Below are 17,020 nucleotides of genomic sequence, written 5' to 3'. Positions count from 1 at the left end.
CAAGGGAGATTTTTTGCGATGCGCACAGCATGATGGCAGTCTTTACACCGTACTTCGCTCCAATGACATTTTAAGTATCCCTTTTTATTTTTTGATCTCTCTATTTTTCAAAATATATGGTGTACCTATTAATCCTGTTTCTTGAATCTGCAGATTCAGTGAAACGGAAATTTCCGCCTCTGCAAATTTCTCTGGCCATTCCTGTTTTAATGTTTTCCACTTATACGGATGTTGTCGGTGAAAAGCTTCGCCAAAACCGAAAATGTCTGTGCCGAGAGGTTGCACTTTCTTTATGATCTGATGGACATATGTACCGGCTTGTGTATTTAATTCATTCTGGACCAGAGCGATGTTTTTAGAAACAGCCAAGTCTAAACGAGTATTGTTTTCCCGAATTTTCCCCTTTCCGCTAAGCGTAACGAGAAAATGCACCTTCGAGCCCAGCGGGGATGCCACGATTTTACTTTTCAAATGGTTTGCCTCCACCACGACGTTTCCCTTCTCCCCAGGTATATCTACAGTGATGATTATTGATTTCAATTGCTCTTTGATCCATTGCTGGTAGTAACCCATATTCATGGGTAAATATCCGGCGAGCCGGGAGTTTTTGTTAAAAATAGCGAACCCCCATAACTTCATCTTTGGGTCTGTTCGTTCAGAGCTTCCCTTGGAAGAACTGTCATTCATCTCGATCACAGGCAAGAAAGGGCTGCTCTCCTCGCTCTCAGCAGCCATATAAAAGTTTCGCAACGTGCGATTGGCCTTTAATCCAGCTGTCTCATGCATTTTGACAATAGCATCAGCGGATACACGCTCCAGCGGATACGTCAATTCGAGAAAATCCTGTACCGCGCCCTCTTTTAAGACCATTATGTCCCTTCGCAGACGAACAGTGGGATCCCGGCCTAATTCATCCAAAATGTTTGCAAGACCATGTTTTGCTAATGTTTCCCCGATCAGGACTACCCCGCTATGCCCTTCAAACCAAGGCCGGGATAGTTTTAACCGCATATTTTTGGAGGCATCATACATATTTTCCCCATTTCCCGATACGGTAAAAAAAGCCTTGCCCTGGCTTTTCCCTTCACCGACGCCTAGTTTTGATGGAATTGCAAACTGCGCAATCCCCGTATACATTTGATCTTCGTTCAAGTCAAATCCCCAGGCGGTGATAATGGCCTGGTCGTTGAGTTCTTTGCGGTCCCAGCAACCTGTCGTCAATAGCATGAGCAAGAGTAATAGGACAGGATTCATAAAGTGTATTGATTTCATTGCGGGCTCACCTTCTTGTTGGATCTCTTTTGGCGGATCAGCCCAACAATCCATAATAATAGGAGAAAGACACATGCGTAGATGAGCAGAGCACGAGGTATCATAGATTGTTGGAAATCTACCACGACCTCCGCAATGTTTTTTGGCAACAGCGAGTAAAGAAATATAATTGGAACAACAACCCAAATCAACTTTCTCCAATCTTTCATATTGAGCCACTGCGCGGTTCCGTAAATGGTGACAAACAAGTACAAAGACAATTTGATAAAAACAGAAAACATCCAGATGATCACGACAAAGATATCGACATTTTCAATAAATCCCAAGACGGAAATAAACCTCGTCATACTTAAAAAAGGAAACCACATTCGCGAGGGAAGCGTCGGCCCAAATGTCATAATGATCATCGCCGTTGCTGCGATAGTCAAAATAGAGGAAACGGCTATCCCCCACATGGACCGTGTGAATGCTTGACGGAAATCCGCAAGAAAACGAAACACCATGACAAACAAGATGATATCGCCATAAAAAGCAACGAGGGGAACGGCCCCTTTCAAAATGGACTTCAAACCGGAATCCGCATAGACGGGTATTAATTGCTGCCAATCCGACTGATTTATGCTAAGAACGAAAGTGCCCAAAAGCATAAGCACAATAAATGAGCCCATCATTTCACTGCAACGCGCGATTCCTTCAAGGCCTCCCGTATAAACAACGTAAATCGCCAAAATTAACACGACGATCGATAATACGGTCAAAGGAGTTTCATTAAACAGCGCAACATAAATAAATTCGGAGGAATTGCGTAAAATAATCCCGCTTACCGAATACCACATCATAAAGTAAGGAATGACGAGAATTTTCCCTAACCATTTCCCTAATATCGTCTGGCTATATTGTATAAATGTTTGCTCGGGGTAAAGAAGGCTTACCTTTACAGCGAGGATCATCATGCAGAGCCCGATTATTCCAGACAACGTGATGGAAATCCAAGCATCTTGCTTAGCCTCGGCAATGGCTGGTGACAGTGTAAACAAAATACCAAGGCCGGTTATCGTATTTAGGATCAGCCAGAAAAGCTGCAGTCCGGATATTTTCATTCGCAAGCGCGCTCCTATCTATGGCTAATCGGATACTTGTTTTCAATGCCTATTCGCTTCTCCCTCGTTTTTCACCAGGCTTTTGCCCTTTTGGAATGCGTTTTTTATCCCTTCCTGCAAGGTAGGTTGGTCGAGCATTCAAAGCCCAGCGCGGCGAACGGAACAGAACATCCTTTAAATTTCCGGGAATCTGGGGAGCAACCGGGGCTAGAAAAGGGACTCCAAACGAACGAAGATTGACCAGATGAATAAGGAGCGCGATTAATCCGAAGCCAATTCCGTAAAAACCTAACGTGCCCGCCAAGATTAATAGCGGGAACCGCAAAATTCGAAAAGCCAGCCCCAAATTATAACGGGGAATAGAAAACGAGGCTATACCTGTAAACGCAACGACAATGACCATGGGCGCCGAAACGATGCCGGCACGCACTGCCGATTCCCCAATTACCAATGCCCCAACCATACTGACCGTCGAACCGATCGGTTTGGGCAAACGGATGCCGGCTTCCCTAAGCGCCTCGAACATGACTTCCATCAACAACGCTTCTACAACGGCCGGAAAAGGAACGCCTTCTCGAGCGGCAGAGATACTAAGCAGTAAACTCGCTGGAATTAACTGCGGATGGAACGTGGTGGCTGCAACATATAGTGAAGGGAGCAGGAACGAAATACCCAGCAGCATGAATCGCAGCCACCGAATCGCTGTTGTATAGATGAAATGCTCATAGTAATCTTCCGCAGCTTGGACGACTGACCAAAACGTTAGAGGGACTATAAGCGCAAACGGAACTGGGCAAGGCTCTCGGCTTCTGGGGTGCTTCAGCAGCGGCAGGAGGATCTGCCGGCGTGTTTCTTGGAGGAGTAATTACCGAATGGCTGAGTTGGACGTGGACGTTTCTAATCAATGTTCCAGTCGGTATTCTGGCCTTATTGATAGCTCCGTCCCTATTGTCGAAAGGGCAGCGCCGAAAAGGAAGCATTGATGTCGTGGACTCCATCTTCGTCACAGCTGCTCTAATATTGGTTGTATACGGCATTGTAACTGCAGAACATAATGGATGGGGATCGCCGTCCACTCTATGGACCATCATTTCGGGAGCGGGTCTGTTCATTCTCTTTCTCATTCTTCAGGCTGTTAAAAAAGAACCTCTCGTGCCGCTCCGAATATTTAGAGCGCCAAATCTGGCTGCCGGAAATATCGCGCTCCTCATGCTTTCCGGAGGATGGATTCCACTTTGGTATTTTCTCAACCTTTACATGCAGCAGGTTTTGAAATTTTCCGCTTTTGCCGGTGGAGTTGCTTTGCTTCCGATGACGATGCTGATTGCGATTGTCATGATGTTCATTGCAGGCAAATTGATCGGGAAGTTTGGCATAAAAGCTAATTTAGTGATCGGTTTAATCGCTCTTGGTGCGTCAATGATGTGGTTCTCGGGAAATACTCCTATAGACGGCACTTTCGTCGCGAACGTTCTCCCGGCATCGTTATTGGGAGCGTTGGGCATGTCTCTTGCTTATGTCCCTGCAACGATGGCAGCCATGTCAGGGGCGAAACCGGAAGAGGCGGGTCTGGCATCTGGCCTGGCCAATACCAGTTACCAGATCGGCTCGGCAATTAGCTTGGCCATTATGGTTGCGATCGCCGCTTCTACAACAGCTTCCCAAGGAGGAGTTGATTCAATAGCAGCTTTGAATGCCGGATTTCATCAAGTATTTTTTTGGTCCGGTGTAGTGGCCTTTGCAGGGGCTATTCTGGCATTACTCTTTATCCGTTCGCCCAAGCAAGGGGGGGCAAACGGTCCGGCAGTAATGTGATTACGACAGATCTCCGGCCAAACGAATAGTTTGGCTGGAGATTTCCGCTGAATAATTTTCTCCAATCCCTAATGGGTATTTTGAATAGTGTATATTGAATAGGGTGTGGGGGTATAGTATAATAAAGATCGAGGAGGCGAATCATATGAACGTGGATACAGAAATGCATGAGCATGAAGGTGAAAATGATTTGAGTTGCTGCTCGATTAACGGAGATGGACGAAAAAGTCATCATTCGGATAAAGTGAAAAACAGCTTAATAAACCGATTGAATCGGATTGAGGGGCAAGTACGCGGCATAAAAGGGCTAATTGAAAAAGATACGTATTGTGACGATGTGTTGAACCAAATCTCGTCAGTACAATCTGCTTTGAATGGGGTCGGAAAGCTTTTATTAGAGTATCATCTGAAAAGCTGTGTTATCGAGCGGATCCAGGAAGGGGACTCTGAAGTGTTAACAGAGCTTATGGTCACCATGAACAAGTTAATAAAGTAAGTTGGGCAGCGACTGCTGCTTTTTCTTTGAATCAGTATATAGGGAGAGGGGGTACAGTAAAAAAAATGACTAATATAGGGTGGGAGGGTATACTAATTGTGAGGTGGTGGGAATGAATAAGACGGAGTCGACGGCATCATTTCCTAAAAATCAAGAATCAAGTTACATGACTCCGAAGGAACGGCTTTCCATTCAGTTAAGATTGAATCGAATTGAAGGGCAGGTCCGGGGGATACGGAGGCAAGTGGAGCGAGATGAGTACTGTGATAAAATCTTAAATCAGCTTGAGGCTGTCCATTCTGCCTTGAATGCAGTTGGAGTTGTGCTCTTGTCGCATCACCTGAAAGCATACGCAGCAAACACCGGCCTAAAGAATAATGATACGATCGCGGATGAAATGCTACTAACATTAAACATTTTAGTGAAGAAAAGGGATGAGGGGAAATGAAAAACATAACACTGCAAGTTGAAGGTATGAGCTGCCAGCACTGTGTCAATTCCATTGAGGGAGCGCTTAAAGAAATCGGGGCGAAAGGAAAGGTCGATCTGAAGAACAACTTGGTGGATGTGTCGTTCGATGAAAATCAAATTTCGATCGAGCTGATTAAGGAAACCATCGTAGATCAGGGTTACGAAGTGGTGTAAGTCATTCAACGACAAGGGAGTGAAATTTTGTGGAAGCTACAGCCGCCCAGACAAAGCAATCAACATTGCAAATTACGGGTATGACTTGCGCAGCGTGCGCAAATCGAATTGAGAAGGGCCTTAATAAAATGGAGGGGGTTTCCTCAGCCAACGTCAATTTTGCTCTGGAAAAAGCAAACGTAACGTACGATCCAGCAAAATTGGATCGAAAGAATTTGGAAGAAACCATTAAAAAGCTTGGATATGGTACGGTAACGGAAGTTGCACAATTTAACCTCGAAGGCATGACGTGCGCTGCATGCGCCAACAAAATCGAAAAAGGACTAAGCAAGATGCCGGGCGTGACAAGCGCCACTGTAAACTTTGCGATGGAAACGGCTCGCGTCGAGTATTCATCAGGCGAAGTCTCGATCGAGGATATGCAAAGCAAAGTCAAAAAGCTTGGCTATAAAGCCTTGGTCAAGCAGGAAAATCAAAGCACAGGCGACCATCGCCTGAATGAAATACGTCGGCAGAAACAGAAATTACTCATTTCGGCGATTTTCTCCTTACCATTGTTATGGACAATGGTGGCTCATTTTTCGTTCACCTCATGGATGTACATGCCGGATTTCCTGATGAATCCTTGGGTTCAACTCATTTTGGCCACTCCGGTGCAATTTTATATTGGTGGACAATTTTATGTAGGCGCATATAAGGCGCTGCGCAATCGCAGTGCGAATATGGACGTTCTGATTGCACTTGGAACCTCGGCTGCTTATTTTTACAGCCTGTACTTGACTCTCGATTGGTTTGCGATGGGCGACAGCATGCATCATGGACCTTCCTTGTACTTCGAGACAAGTGCGGTTCTGATTACGCTGGTCATTATGGGGAAACTGTTTGAAGCAAACGCGAAAGGCCGGACCTCTGAAGCGATTAAATCGTTAATGGGGCTGCAGGCGAAAACGGCCCTGGTCATTCGTGATGGCCAAGAACTAACGATTCCGATTGATGAAGTTATTGCAGGAGATGTCGTTCTTGTCCGTCCGGGAGATAAAATACCGGTGGATGGAGAAGTGCTTGAGGGCGTGTCGTCGGTAGATGAATCGATGCTCACGGGTGAAAGTCTCCCAGTAGAGAAAAGAGTCGGCGATGCGGTTATCGGAGCCACGATCAACAAAAACGGCATGCTTAGGATTAAAGCAACGAAAGTCGGCAAAGAATCGGCGCTTGCACAAATTATTAAGGTCGTGGAAGAAGCGCAAGGCTCCAAAGCGCCGATTCAACGGGTAGCGGATATTATTTCCGGGATATTTGTTCCGATTGTCGTGGGTATAGCAGTAGTGGCTTTCCTAGTATGGTATTTTTTTGTCACCCCAGGCGATTTTGCAGGCGCTTTGGAAAAAGCAATCGCCATTCTCGTCATTGCTTGCCCCTGTGCGCTGGGACTGGCAACCCCGACATCGATCATGGCGGGGTCGGGACGCGCGGCGGAACTCGGTATTTTGTTCAAGGGAGGAGAGCATCTGGAGCAGACGCATAAGATCGATGCGATCATTCTCGACAAAACCGGCACAGTAACGAAAGGCAAGCCGGAATTGACAGATGTTTTAGCCGAAGGCAGTGAGGCGGAATTTCTCAGACTGATCGGGGCGGCGGAGATAAATTCGGAGCACCCGCTTGCGGAAGCGATTGTGGCAGGTATTCAGGCAAGAAATATTGAGATGCCGAGAACAGAGTCTTTCGAAGCGATTCCGGGATTTGGAATCCAGGCGGTTGTCGAAGGGAAACAATTGCTAATCGGTACACGCCGGCTAATGGAAAAGTACGAAGTCGATGCGAAGGCGGCATACGGACCGATGTCTCGTTTGGAAGAAGCAGGCAAGACCGCCATGCTGGTTGCGATTGATAACCGGTATGCAGGTATGGTTGCGGTGGCGGATACGATTAAGGAAACGTCGAAGGCAGCAGTGAGCCGTCTGAAGGAGATGGGCATTCAAGTCATCATGATCACAGGCGACAATGAACGGACGGCGAAGGCGATCGCGGCCCAAGTCGGTATCGACCATGTACGTGCTGAAGTTCTGCCTGAAGGAAAAGCGGAAGAAGTGAAAAAATTGCAAGCGCAAGGCAAAAAAGTGGCGATGGTCGGAGATGGCATCAACGATGCACCAGCCCTCGCAACAGCAGACATTGGCATGGCAATCGGCACAGGGACAGACGTGGCGATGGAAGCGGCAGATGTCACCTTGATGCGCGGCGACTTATCAAGCATTCCTGATGCGATTTTCATGAGTCGTAAAACGATGACTAATATTAAGCAAAACCTGTTTTGGGCGCTTGGTTATAACACGTTAGGCATTCCGATTGCTGCGATCGGCTTGCTGGCGCCGTGGGTTGCTGGTGCAGCGATGGCACTGAGTTCGGTTTCCGTTGTCCTCAACGCACTCCGTTTACAGCGGGTGAAAGTGCGACACTAAAAATGATTTTGAAAAGAGGCGGAATTTTCTGATGAAGAGAAAAATGATACTTATTTTAACAGGCGTTTTAGCCTTCGGGGTATTGTCTGCTTGCGGGACCCCCAATGAAGACGCACATTCAAGTGGAGGTACCAATCAGAATCAAGAAAATTCAGCAGCTCCAAGTACAGGACATGGTGAGCATGGCGGACACGGTGCTAGTGAACAACCAGCAGACAACTACAAGCCATCTTTTTCATTCGCTTCAGGAACAGCAAAAGCAAACGAAAAATCAAAATTGGACATTCAAATCGCCGATTCCAAAGGCAATGTGGTCAATGATTATGAATTAAGTCATGAAAAATTGCTGCATCTCATCGTTGTTAACCATGACCTCTCTTACTTTAATCACATTCACCCTGAGTTTGATGGGAACGGAAATTTTTCTATTGATACATCGTTTCCCGGAGGCGGGGACTACAAACTCTTTGTGGATTTCGTTCCAAAGGGCGGCTCGAGCACTACACTCAGTGAATGGGTGAAGGTAGAAGGGGAAGAAAAAGCGCACGAAGCTATCAATGCAGACGAAAAGCTTGTGAAAGTTGTTGATGGCAAAGAAGTCGAGCTTACGTTAAGTAGCACCAAGGCACAAGACGAAGTCACGCTAACGTTTAATATTGCAGATGTGCAAACGAATAAAGGGATCAGCAACCTGGAGCAATATTTGGGCGCTGTTGGTCACGTCGTTGTTTTATCGGATGACGCGGAGAAATACCTCCATGTCCATCCGTTGGACGAAAAGGCGACTGGACCAAAGGCTGAGTTTATGACTTCCTTCCCAAAAAGCGGTACGTATAAAATCTGGGGACAATTTCAACATCAAGGAAAAGTGTTCACCGTACCTTTCGTAGTTGATATAAAGTGATTCGTTAAGTTTGAACAGAGGAGTAGATAGTAGTGGGTGAAAAAGTGAAAATTGCCATAAGTCCAGCGATACAACTTGGCGGCAGCTTATTCACGCCAAACCAACTTGTCCAAATCGGCACTATTGTAGGCACAGATGCGAAGGTGGAAATGACCACCTTCAAACAGCTGTATGCAGAAGTGCTGATCGAACGAAGGGAAGCCATCAAGGAAGAACTTGAGCGTAATGGTCTTGAAGTGAATCCTGCCGGATTTGTAACCAAGAGTTTGATTGCCTGCAATTTCTGTAAAGGTGCCGAAGAAGCGGGGCTTGAAACGGCCAAAGCCTTGAATCAAGCAATAGCTGGCATTAAAACACCTACACCGCTAAAGATCGGCTATGCCGGATGCGCATTAGGTACCAGTGAACCGCTCATTAAGGATATCGGCGTTATCAAAATGCGTGATAAGTTTAATATTTATGTTGGCGGTGAATCGAAGGGGCTTAAAACCTCCTTCGCCAAGTTGCTTCGCGAGGGAGTCACAGAAGAACAACTTATTCCCGCCATTACGGCCATCATTGATTATTATAAGGAACATGCTAAAGGTAAAGAAAAGTTCAAAAAATTTGTAGATCGGATCTCGTTAGAGCAGTTGCAACAAATTTCAGGATAAAGGAAGCCAAAGAAAGGAGGTGAAAACTAGTGAAGGAAGCAACCGTCCAAGTACAGGGCATGACTTGCCGTTCTTGCGTTCCGAAAATTGAAGGCGCGATCAGTGCAATCGGCGCTGAAGGTCGCGTTAATTTTGAGCAGGGCACGGTAGATATTCGGTTTGATGAAGCCAAAGTTCAAATTTTTGAGATTCAGGAAGCTATTCAAAAAAAAGGATATAATGCCGTTTTGGTATAATATATCGATAATACGATTTCATCGGCTTTGTGGAAAATTTAGCGCTTAAAAGAGGAAACCCGGTCGAGCTTTGACCGGGTTTGTTAAATCATACTGGAGAAAAACGCGAAGGAGCGTATAAGATGGCCCAATATACATGCGTGGACAAGGACACATGCATTGCATGCGGAGCATGTGGAGCGGCGGCACCCGATATTTTCGACTACGATGATGAAGGCTTGGCCCACGTCATATTCAAGGGAGACGACAATCGCGGGATATCGGCGATCGACGAAAGTTTGTGGGATGACTTGCAAGATGCGCTAGACGGATGCCCCACTGATTCGATCATGATTTCTGATAAGCCATTTTACTAAAAGAAGAAAGAAATGCTTCGGGGGTACTAAAGAATGTATGAAAAAATGATCTCGAAATCGGACGTAGCCATTATTGGAGGCGGTCCTGCTGGTATGTTCGCCGCCTTCTACGGCGGCATGAGACAGATGTCGGTTACGCTAATAGAAAGTATGCCGCAGCTCGGCGGCCAACTCGCAGCTTTGTATCCAGAGAAGAATATCTACGACGTAGCCGGTTTCCCTAAAGTGAAAGCCCAGGAGCTTGTCGATCATTTAAAGAAACAGATGGAGTTGTTCCGAACTGATGTCAGACTCGAGGAAAAGGTGCTGGCTGTGCGCAAGCTCGGTGAAAGGTCTTTTGAGATTGTTACGGATCGCGCCATTCACCAGGCGAAAGCCGTCATCATCACTGCTGGTGTCGGTGCCTTCGAGTCGCGCAGGTTGGAACTGCCGGGAGCGATGCGTTTCGAGAATTCGAATCTTCATTACTTCGTCAGCGATCTGGAGCGATTCCGCGGCAAGAAAGTGCTCATTAGCGGCGGCGGTGATTCCGCATTGGATTGGTCGCTGATGCTTGAGCCGATCGCAGAGCGGGTGACGCTTGTTCATCGCCGTGATAAATTTCGGGCTCATGAGCATAGCGTCGAGTTGCTTATGCAGTCAAAAGTCAATGTTGTCGTGCCTGCCGAAATCACGGCGCTGCATGGAGATGAAAGCATCGAGCGGGTTGTGCTGACCGACGTGAAGACCCAAACGAAGACACTGGTCGATGTTGATGAAGTCATCATCAATTTCGGTTTCGTTAGTTCACTGGGACCGATCCGAGATTGGGGACTTGTCGTCGAAGGCGGTTCACTCGTTGTCAATACGAAAATGGAGACGAACATACCCGGCATCTTCGCTGCCGGAGATATCTCGACTTATCCAGGCAAGCTGAAGCTGATTGCCGTTGGCTTCGGAGAAGCGCCGACTGCCATTAACAATGCCAAAGTTTACATTGATCCGGAAGCCAAACTTTCACCTGGGCATAGCAGCAATATGAAAATGTAAGCAGGAACGGTATCTTCCTTCGAATAGGCCGGTTCGAAAGAAAAGTTTAAGAAAAGGAAAATACAGCAAGTCATTTTAAAGCATCATTTACATTTGCAACTGGAAAATAATCGATAAGTGAGGAGTGTATCGAACATGGAAGTACCCGTAAAAATCTATACAATCCCAACCTGCAGTGACTGTAATTTCGCCAAACGCTACTTCAAAGAGAATGAAATCCCTTATACGGATTTAAACTGCGAAGAAGATCCTAAATATCCAGAAGAAGTCTGGAACCTGACCGGAAAACAAGTTGTGCCGACGATTGTGATTGGCGATAAAGTGTTCGTCGGCTTTGCGGAAAATCTCAATGAAATAAGCGGTTTGTTGAAAAATGCATAAGTTGACTGTCCAGTGAATACACGCCAGTAACCAGTTCCCCGCAATGTCTTATTTACGATACGTCTGGTTCCCCTTTACATAGGGGGAGGGGGGATGTTAATGTTTAATAAGAAGGAGCTGATTCCAATGAGTAATACCAACCATGAGACCGCCTCATGCGACCATACATCCTCCACAGAGCGGAAGAGTCATCATTCAGAAAAAACAAAAAAAAATTTGATTCAAAGATTGAATCGTATCGAAGGGCAAGTGCGCGGGGTGAAGGGAATGATCGAACGAGATACGTATTGTGATGATGTGCTACATCAAATCTCTTCGATCCATGCATCTCTTAATGGGCTGGGAAAACAACTGCTGGAACATCATTTAAGAAGTTGTGTTATTGAACGGATAGAAGAAGGCGATCGTGAAGTTTTGGATGAATTGTTGACCACTGTAAATAAGCTAATTAAATAACAGAAAGGGGAGACATTATCGATTGTCTCTCCTTATTTGTTTCTAGCTTTAACTGAAAATCGGAATGGTTCATTCAACAAGGCATTGCGATCCGTTATTGTGTTGGGCGAATGCGTGAATCGCTGCACGTTTACCAACGATTAAAAGGCAACAGTGTTTAAAACAATGGTATTTTTATTCGAACATAGAGAATTGTGTGTAGGTTATTGTATTATGGATAATAGAGACTGCCTCAATAGGTAGTTATTAATATAGAACAAGGTGGAGTACATGTCCTGGAGTAAATTGAAACAAAATTTGGAGAGTTTTCTTTGTCCTGCTTTAATTGGAAGGGTTGAATACCGTGCAACCAGCTACCGTTATTTACCTGATAAAGCGGGAAATTGTTATATTACAGTAGATAAAAAGAACGTACTCAATATGAGTGATGTAACTAACTTAATCAGATGGTATCAGACGGAACTGGAGATTAAAAATGATCCAGATATCCAAATTCCTATCAATAATGAAGAAATTGAAGCCATTAGAAAAGAAACCAAAGGGATGGTTCCGGAGGATCGTCTAAAAGTAATTGCAAGAAGTAGAAAAATATCAGAATATGCAAAGGAGCTTTTGTCGGCACAGACATCATTAAGTAAATCGAATTTTATCGTTGCAGCCAATAAGTTTTTATCCATTTCTATTGAGGAAAGCATAGAGAGCAATGATATCTTATTGAATATTCTAGCTTTGGTGGACAGACGAGTTGGAAAAAAACGAATTTTAAATATGTCCGAGAAGATGAAGTTAAAGCATTCGGTTGTGCAGTATTTTTATGAGCTACGGCGTAGTACGTTTTGAAAATAAATAACTTTTTCGCCTTCATCATACTTTCCTAAACTAACGTTCATAATAGAATGTGCAATTATGGCTGGTATATTTGTATTCTTTTGATATAGCATTCGTGGAAGAGGGGGATTATATGTCTGAACAAACAAAGACGGAAAGGGTTCATCGTGTATTTGAAAAGATATCGACTCAGTACGACTCGATGAACTCTATCATCACTTTTAAGAGACATATCGCATGGCGTCGAGATGTCATGGAACAAATGAATGTTAAAGAAGGGAGTAAAGCTCTCGATGTATGCACAGGAACTGGGGATTGGGCGATTGCTTTAGCAGATGCTGTTGGAAAGCGCGGAGAAGTAATTGGATTAGATTTTAGCGAAAACATGCTCAAGATTGCACAAGATAAGCAAGAGCAACGAGCTTTAAAGCAACTTACATTTATCCAAGGTAATGCCATGGAACTCCCTTTTGAAGATCATTTATTTGATTATGTAACCATTGGTTTCGGTTTAAGAAATGTACCAGAATATTTAACTGTGTTAAGGGAAATGCATCGCGTAACAAAACCAGGCGGAAAAGTAGTTTGTTTAGAAACATCCCAACCAACATTAATTGGTTATAGACAACTTTCCCTTTTTTATATGCGTTTTATTATGCCCTTGCTTGGAAAGTTTTTTGCCAAAAGTTACGATGAATATTCGTGGTTACAAGAATCAGCTCGTGATTTCCCAAATAAAAAAGAACTTAAACAAATGTTTTTAGAAGCGGGATTTTCCAAAGTAGATGTAAAAAGCTATAGTGGCGGCGTCGCAGCCATGCATATGGCTATAAAATAGATAGTGAGAGGATTTGAGCTTGAATTGAAAGAAAATTTTTGGTGTGATTTGCCACGACCATTTTTTGTGCTTGCACCAATGGAAGATGTGACGGATGTTGTTTTTCGCCATGTGGTAAGTCAAGCAGGCAGACCTGATGTGTTTTTTACCGAGTTTACAAATACAGAGAGTTATTGTCACCCAGATGGACATAAAAGTGTGCGTGGACGTTTGATGTTTACAGAAGATGAACAGCCGATGGTTGCACATATTTGGGGGGACAAGCCTGAATATTTTCGTCAAATGAGTATCGGGATGGCGGAGATGGGGTTTAAAGGCATAGATATCAATATGGGTTGCCCTGTTCCAAATGTTGCATCAAGGGGGAAGGGAAGCGGCCTTATTCTTCGCCCTGATGTTGCAGCAGACATTATCCAAGCAGCAAAAGTTGGAGGACTGCCTGTAAGTGTGAAAACAAGACTTGGATACAAGGATGTAGACGAGTGGCAGGAGTGGCTCACGCATATATTAAATCAGAATATTGCGAACCTTTCCATACATTTACGTACAAGGCAGGAAATGAGTCAAGTGGATGCGCATTGGGAGTTGATTCCAGAAATCAAAAAGTTACGAGATGATGTAGCACCAAATACTCTTCTAACCATTAACGGAGACATTCCCGACCGTGAAACAGGGCTAAAGCTTGCGGAGCAATATGGAATAGATGGCGTGATGATTGGTCGTGGAATATTTAATAATCCGTTTGCTTTTAAAAAAGAAGCAAAAGAGCATAGTCCGGAAGAATACCTGGATCTTCTTAAATTGCACCTTGATCTTCATGATCAATATATCGAAGAGCTGCCGCGTGCAATGTCAGGGCTTCAGCGCTTCTTCAAAGTATATGTCAAAGGCTTTCGCGGGGCTAGCGAATTAAGACATCAGATGATGAGTACAAAGTCAACAGATGAAGTACGTGCACTGCTTGATAGCTTTGAAAAGAATGTTAGCAGCGAAAAAAGCTAAAGGAACTCAGGAAACTGCCGATTAATTGTGGGCAACTATTGCTTGTTGCCCACAATTAATCGACAGTTTCCACAGTTCCGTTATAGTAGTTTTAAGTCGCAGTTTCTAAGTAACGGTACAGCGCCTCCATCCCCTCCTCAATTTGCATATGACTTAAATGCCCGTAGCCTACAAGAAGCTTATCGATATGATCGTTTTGAACGGGGCAATATTGCGATACCGAAGCTAATCGGATGCCTGCTTCCCTGCAATCCTGTACAAACTGCTCCCCGAATGCCCTCCCCGGAAACTGGAGCGCCACATGCAAGCCGGAGGCATCCCCCCAAGGCTGGACCGAGCTTCCGAAAAGGCGCTGGGCAGCGCGCAGCAATACGCTTCTTTTTTCACCATAGACTCGCCGCATTCGCTGGACATGCTTATCCATTTTTCGTTGTTTTAGAAATTCAGCAAGCACGGCTTGCTCCAGAATGGGATTTTGCACATCCATATACATCCGGTGATGCTTCCAACTCGCTTGCAGCGGCTTGGGCACAATCGCAAATCCTAACCGTAGAGCAGGGAATAACGTCTTGCTGAACGTACCTACATAAATGACGCGAGACGAATCCATGGCATAAATCGGACTGATCGGAGCGGCGGAATAGCGGAATTCACTGTCGTAATCATCCTCAATCACATAAAAATCTTGCTCGATTGCGAGACGGATCAATGCAGCGCGGCGCCCGGCAGGAAGAATGCCGCCTAACGGAAATTGATGGGAAGGAGTGACATAGACTGCCGAAAGCTTGTGGTCATGAAGCAAGGAAATATCCGCGCCCTGACTGTCCACCGGCATCCAGTGCAGAGGGGAGCCCTTGCCTTCTATGACGGTGCGGATTGCTTGATGTGACGGGTTTTCCAGGGCAAAGGCATGTCCATCCCTATTAAGAATATCTACAAGCAGACGAAGAGCCTGTGTAGCGCCTGATGTAATAAAGATATCCTCCGGATCGACTTCCATACTTCTGCTGCGCAGCAGCCAATGGGCGATTTCCTCGCATAAAGGCTCATATCCTCTCGGGCTGCCGTAGGCTAATTGTTGAACAGGGAAATGAGTTGTGGCCCGGTGAATCATTTGACTCCAAAGCTGCCAGGGGAAAAGGGTTAAATCCGGCTTCCCTGTTTTAAAGTCCCAGCGGATCGGCGTCCGTTCTGGTTTTTGTTTCTGTATCAGAACGGTTTTATTTGGCGTAATATGCAGCCCTTCCGCGACGCGCGACGGCGCTCCCTGACGGCTGACAATAAAGCCTTCCGTCCATAACATATCATACGCCTCACAAATCGTATTTCGGGAAACGCCCAAACCTTTTGCTAGCTCGCGTGTAGAAGGAAGAGCTTCGCCTTGCGCGATCTGACCTGTCGAAATACGTTGCTTTAGTGTTAAAAATATTTGGCGGGACAAGCTGATCTCATCTTTATAACGCAACTCTATTCCCCACATGTGAATGCTCCTTCCAACTGGCTCCCTAAAATAATGGCTATACTGGCACTATGAACAATCCAGTTCGTACAACATAATTATACTTGGCAGTCTGCTTTAATCAAATATCTTGGCAAAGGTTGGAGATGAACAAGATCAAGGGAAAAATTTATTTGCTGCTTGCCTTTTCACTGGCAGGCACTTCGGTTATTACAGGCTATATCCTTTCCGAGACGCTGGGCAGCTTTACGGTGACCTTTGTTAGTTTGGGAATCATGCTTCTATGTTTAGCGCCATTCTATGGGGTCGAAACAGCGAAAACGATTCGCCTGCTCAAGAACGGCGATTGGAAAATGCTTATTCTGCAAGCCATCTTTGGCATCTTCTTGTTTCGCATTTTCCTGCTGTCGGGCGTTAGCCTGACAAGTACGGTTGAAGCTGGAATTTTAACCGGAACCGCACCTGCAATCACAGCTGTGTTGGCTTACTTGGTCCTGAGGGAAATGCTTTCCGGCTGGACTGCGGCGGGTATTGCCTGTACGGTCATGGGTATTGTTCTGTTAGCGGGAGTAAATATATATTCCGCTGCCTTTTCGGCAGAGCATTTGGGAGGGAATGTGCTCATCCTTTGCGCTATGGCCAGTGAATCTACCTTTAATATCATTTCGAGAAGGCACAGGGCAAAGCAGCTATATGAGACAGGCATACCCATTCATCCGATGGTGCAGACGCTGATCGTATCTGCAGTCGCTTTTGTGTTGTCGATCATTCCGGCTTTGATGGAACAACCTTTTGCAGCATTGCAGATGATTGGGCTTAATGAATGGCTGGCATTAATATGGTATGGCCTGATTGTAACCGCGCTGGCTTTTGTGTTTTTCTATGCCGGCGTCAAACACTGTGATGCTTATACGACCGCCGCCTTTTCCGGGATGATTCCTTTGACCTCGATGCTCTTATCCCTATTATTATTGCGAGAAGCAATCAGCTATGCGCAATGGGCCGGGGGATTCCTGATTATTTCCAGTATGCTGATGATCGGAAATCGGCAGCGGCAACCGCATCGGCAGGCAACTGGTCAATAAACG

General features: G+C 45.4%; 19 protein-coding genes and 1 pseudogene. 16 read left to right on the top strand and 4 right to left on the bottom strand.

Annotated elements, in window-relative coordinates; all coding sequences use genetic code 11:
* Positions 1–84: 84 nt before the first annotated feature.
* The 3 genes and pseudogenes from V1L65_RS10365 to V1L65_RS10355 form a co-directional block, all read right to left on the bottom strand.
* Positions 85–1,272, bottom strand: coding sequence for a Ger(x)C family spore germination protein (locus V1L65_RS10365; protein WP_331699064.1), 1,188 nt, complete (start codon positions 1,270–1,272; stop codon positions 85–87).
* Entirely contained in the window at positions 1,269–2,372 is a 1,104-nt protein-coding gene (locus tag V1L65_RS10360) for a GerAB/ArcD/ProY family transporter (RefSeq protein ID WP_331699063.1), read from the bottom strand. The genes V1L65_RS10365 and V1L65_RS10360 overlap by 4 nt, the downstream gene beginning before the upstream one ends.
* Positions 2,373–2,421: 49 nt before the next feature.
* A pseudogene (locus V1L65_RS10355) lies at positions 2,422–3,159 on the bottom strand (spore germination protein); the annotation flags it as partial.
* A 2-nt stretch (positions 3,160–3,161) separates the two neighbouring features.
* Between V1L65_RS10355 and V1L65_RS10350 the strand changes: the two are divergent.
* The 15 genes from V1L65_RS10350 to V1L65_RS10280 all read left to right on the top strand — a co-directional run bounded on the left by V1L65_RS10350 (position 3,162) and on the right by V1L65_RS10280 (position 14,473).
* The gene (locus V1L65_RS10350) at positions 3,162–4,187 is read left to right on the top strand and encodes an MFS transporter (RefSeq protein WP_331699157.1); all 1,026 of its coding nucleotides are present in this window, start codon (positions 3,162–3,164) and stop codon (positions 4,185–4,187) included.
* Positions 4,188–4,350: 163 nt separating this feature from the next.
* Positions 4,351–4,683, top strand: a complete 333-nt coding sequence (locus V1L65_RS10345) for a metal-sensitive transcriptional regulator (protein WP_331699156.1) — start codon at positions 4,351–4,353, stop codon at positions 4,681–4,683.
* A gap of 112 nt (positions 4,684–4,795) precedes the next feature.
* Positions 4,796–5,131, top strand: a complete 336-nt coding sequence (locus V1L65_RS10340; RefSeq protein WP_331699062.1) for a metal-sensing transcriptional repressor — start codon at positions 4,796–4,798, stop codon at positions 5,129–5,131.
* The gene (locus V1L65_RS10335) at positions 5,128–5,328 is read left to right on the top strand and encodes a copper ion binding protein (protein ID WP_331699061.1); all 201 of its coding nucleotides are present in this window, start codon (positions 5,128–5,130) and stop codon (positions 5,326–5,328) included. Before V1L65_RS10340 ends, V1L65_RS10335 begins: the two co-directional genes overlap by 4 nt.
* A 29-nt stretch (positions 5,329–5,357) precedes the next feature.
* The gene (locus V1L65_RS10330) at positions 5,358–7,790 is read left to right on the top strand and encodes a heavy metal translocating P-type ATPase (RefSeq protein ID WP_331699060.1); all 2,433 of its coding nucleotides are present in this window, start codon (positions 5,358–5,360) and stop codon (positions 7,788–7,790) included.
* Positions 7,791–7,821: 31 nt separating this feature from the next.
* Positions 7,822–8,694, top strand: a complete 873-nt coding sequence (locus V1L65_RS10325; protein ID WP_331699059.1) for a hypothetical protein — start codon at positions 7,822–7,824, stop codon at positions 8,692–8,694.
* 32 nt (positions 8,695–8,726) lie between these two features.
* Positions 8,727–9,347, top strand: a complete 621-nt coding sequence (locus tag V1L65_RS10320) for a nitrite reductase (RefSeq protein ID WP_331699058.1) — start codon at positions 8,727–8,729, stop codon at positions 9,345–9,347.
* A 29-nt stretch (positions 9,348–9,376) separates the two neighbouring features.
* Positions 9,377–9,583 carry a heavy-metal-associated domain-containing protein gene (locus V1L65_RS10315; RefSeq protein ID WP_331699057.1) on the top strand — a complete coding sequence of 69 codons (207 nt, stop codon included), beginning with the start codon at positions 9,377–9,379 and terminating at the stop codon, positions 9,581–9,583.
* Between the two features lie 122 nt (positions 9,584–9,705).
* On the top strand, positions 9,706–9,939 hold the full coding sequence (locus tag V1L65_RS10310; protein ID WP_331699056.1) for a ferredoxin: 234 nt from the start codon (positions 9,706–9,708) through the stop codon (positions 9,937–9,939).
* Positions 9,940–9,972: 33 nt separating this feature from the next.
* On the top strand, positions 9,973–10,968 hold the full coding sequence (locus tag V1L65_RS10305; protein WP_331699055.1) for an NAD(P)/FAD-dependent oxidoreductase: 996 nt from the start codon (positions 9,973–9,975) through the stop codon (positions 10,966–10,968).
* Between the two features lie 135 nt (positions 10,969–11,103).
* The gene (locus V1L65_RS10300) at positions 11,104–11,349 is read left to right on the top strand and encodes a glutaredoxin family protein (RefSeq protein ID WP_331699054.1); all 246 of its coding nucleotides are present in this window, start codon (positions 11,104–11,106) and stop codon (positions 11,347–11,349) included.
* Between the two features lie 126 nt (positions 11,350–11,475).
* The gene (locus V1L65_RS10295; protein WP_331699155.1) at positions 11,476–11,805 is read left to right on the top strand and encodes a metal-sensitive transcriptional regulator; all 330 of its coding nucleotides are present in this window, start codon (positions 11,476–11,478) and stop codon (positions 11,803–11,805) included.
* Between the two features lie 270 nt (positions 11,806–12,075).
* Entirely contained in the window at positions 12,076–12,645 is a 570-nt protein-coding gene (locus V1L65_RS10290; protein ID WP_331699053.1) for an SF0329 family protein, read from the top strand.
* A 121-nt stretch (positions 12,646–12,766) separates the two neighbouring features.
* Positions 12,767–13,471 (top strand): demethylmenaquinone methyltransferase, encoded by a 705-nt coding sequence (locus tag V1L65_RS10285; protein WP_331699052.1) that lies wholly within the window; start codon positions 12,767–12,769, stop codon positions 13,469–13,471.
* Positions 13,472–13,495: 24 nt separating this feature from the next.
* On the top strand, positions 13,496–14,473 hold the full coding sequence (locus tag V1L65_RS10280) for a tRNA dihydrouridine synthase (RefSeq protein WP_331699154.1): 978 nt from the start codon (positions 13,496–13,498) through the stop codon (positions 14,471–14,473).
* 91 nt (positions 14,474–14,564) lie between these two features.
* Here V1L65_RS10280 and pdxR read toward each other — a convergent pair whose 3' ends face one another.
* Positions 14,565–15,953: a MocR-like pyridoxine biosynthesis transcription factor PdxR gene (gene pdxR / locus V1L65_RS10275; RefSeq protein ID WP_331699051.1), complete on the bottom strand. Its 1,389-nt coding sequence runs from the start codon at positions 15,951–15,953 to the stop codon at positions 14,565–14,567.
* A 125-nt stretch (positions 15,954–16,078) separates the two neighbouring features.
* Between pdxR and V1L65_RS10270 the strand changes: the two genes are divergently transcribed.
* Complete coding sequence (locus V1L65_RS10270) at positions 16,079–17,017, top strand: DMT family transporter (RefSeq protein ID WP_331699050.1); 939 nt, start codon at positions 16,079–16,081, stop codon at positions 17,015–17,017.
* The last annotated feature ends 3 nt before the right edge of the window (positions 17,018–17,020 follow it).

The organism is Paenibacillus sp. IITD108 (genome assembly GCF_036541265.1).
Classification (GTDB): Bacteria; Bacillota; Bacilli; order Paenibacillales; family Paenibacillaceae; genus Pristimantibacillus.
Note: the sequence above shows the minus strand (reverse complement) of the source record. Positions and strands in the feature narration are given on the sequence as shown.

Bases quoted from the DNA above. Each gene is read 5' to 3' on its own strand.
- V1L65_RS10285 (WP_331699052.1), top strand. From the start codon at position 12,767: ATGTCTGAACAAACAAAGACGGAAAGGGTTCATCGTGTATTTGAAAAG.
- V1L65_RS10310 (WP_331699056.1), top strand. From the start codon at position 9,706: ATGGCCCAATATACATGCGTGGACAAGGACACATGCATTGCATGCGGA.
- V1L65_RS10325 (WP_331699059.1), top strand. From the start codon at position 7,822: ATGAAGAGAAAAATGATACTTATTTTAACAGGCGTTTTAGCCTTCGGG.
- V1L65_RS10365 (WP_331699064.1), bottom strand. From the start codon at position 1,272: ATGAAATCAATACACTTTATGAATCCTGTCCTATTACTCTTGCTCATG.
- pdxR (WP_331699051.1), bottom strand. From the start codon at position 15,953: ATGTGGGGAATAGAGTTGCGTTATAAAGATGAGATCAGCTTGTCCCGC.
- V1L65_RS10340 (WP_331699062.1), top strand. From the start codon at position 4,796: ATGAATAAGACGGAGTCGACGGCATCATTTCCTAAAAATCAAGAATCA.
- V1L65_RS10300 (WP_331699054.1), top strand. From the start codon at position 11,104: ATGGAAGTACCCGTAAAAATCTATACAATCCCAACCTGCAGTGACTGT.
- V1L65_RS10360 (WP_331699063.1), bottom strand. From the start codon at position 2,372: ATGAAAATATCCGGACTGCAGCTTTTCTGGCTGATCCTAAATACGATA.
- V1L65_RS10295 (WP_331699155.1), top strand. From the start codon at position 11,476: ATGAGTAATACCAACCATGAGACCGCCTCATGCGACCATACATCCTCC.
- V1L65_RS10335 (WP_331699061.1), top strand. From the start codon at position 5,128: ATGAAAAACATAACACTGCAAGTTGAAGGTATGAGCTGCCAGCACTGT.
- V1L65_RS10270 (WP_331699050.1), top strand. From the start codon at position 16,079: ATGAACAAGATCAAGGGAAAAATTTATTTGCTGCTTGCCTTTTCACTG.
- V1L65_RS10290 (WP_331699053.1), top strand. From the start codon at position 12,076: ATGTCCTGGAGTAAATTGAAACAAAATTTGGAGAGTTTTCTTTGTCCT.
- V1L65_RS10305 (WP_331699055.1), top strand. From the start codon at position 9,973: ATGTATGAAAAAATGATCTCGAAATCGGACGTAGCCATTATTGGAGGC.
- V1L65_RS10345 (WP_331699156.1), top strand. From the start codon at position 4,351: ATGCATGAGCATGAAGGTGAAAATGATTTGAGTTGCTGCTCGATTAAC.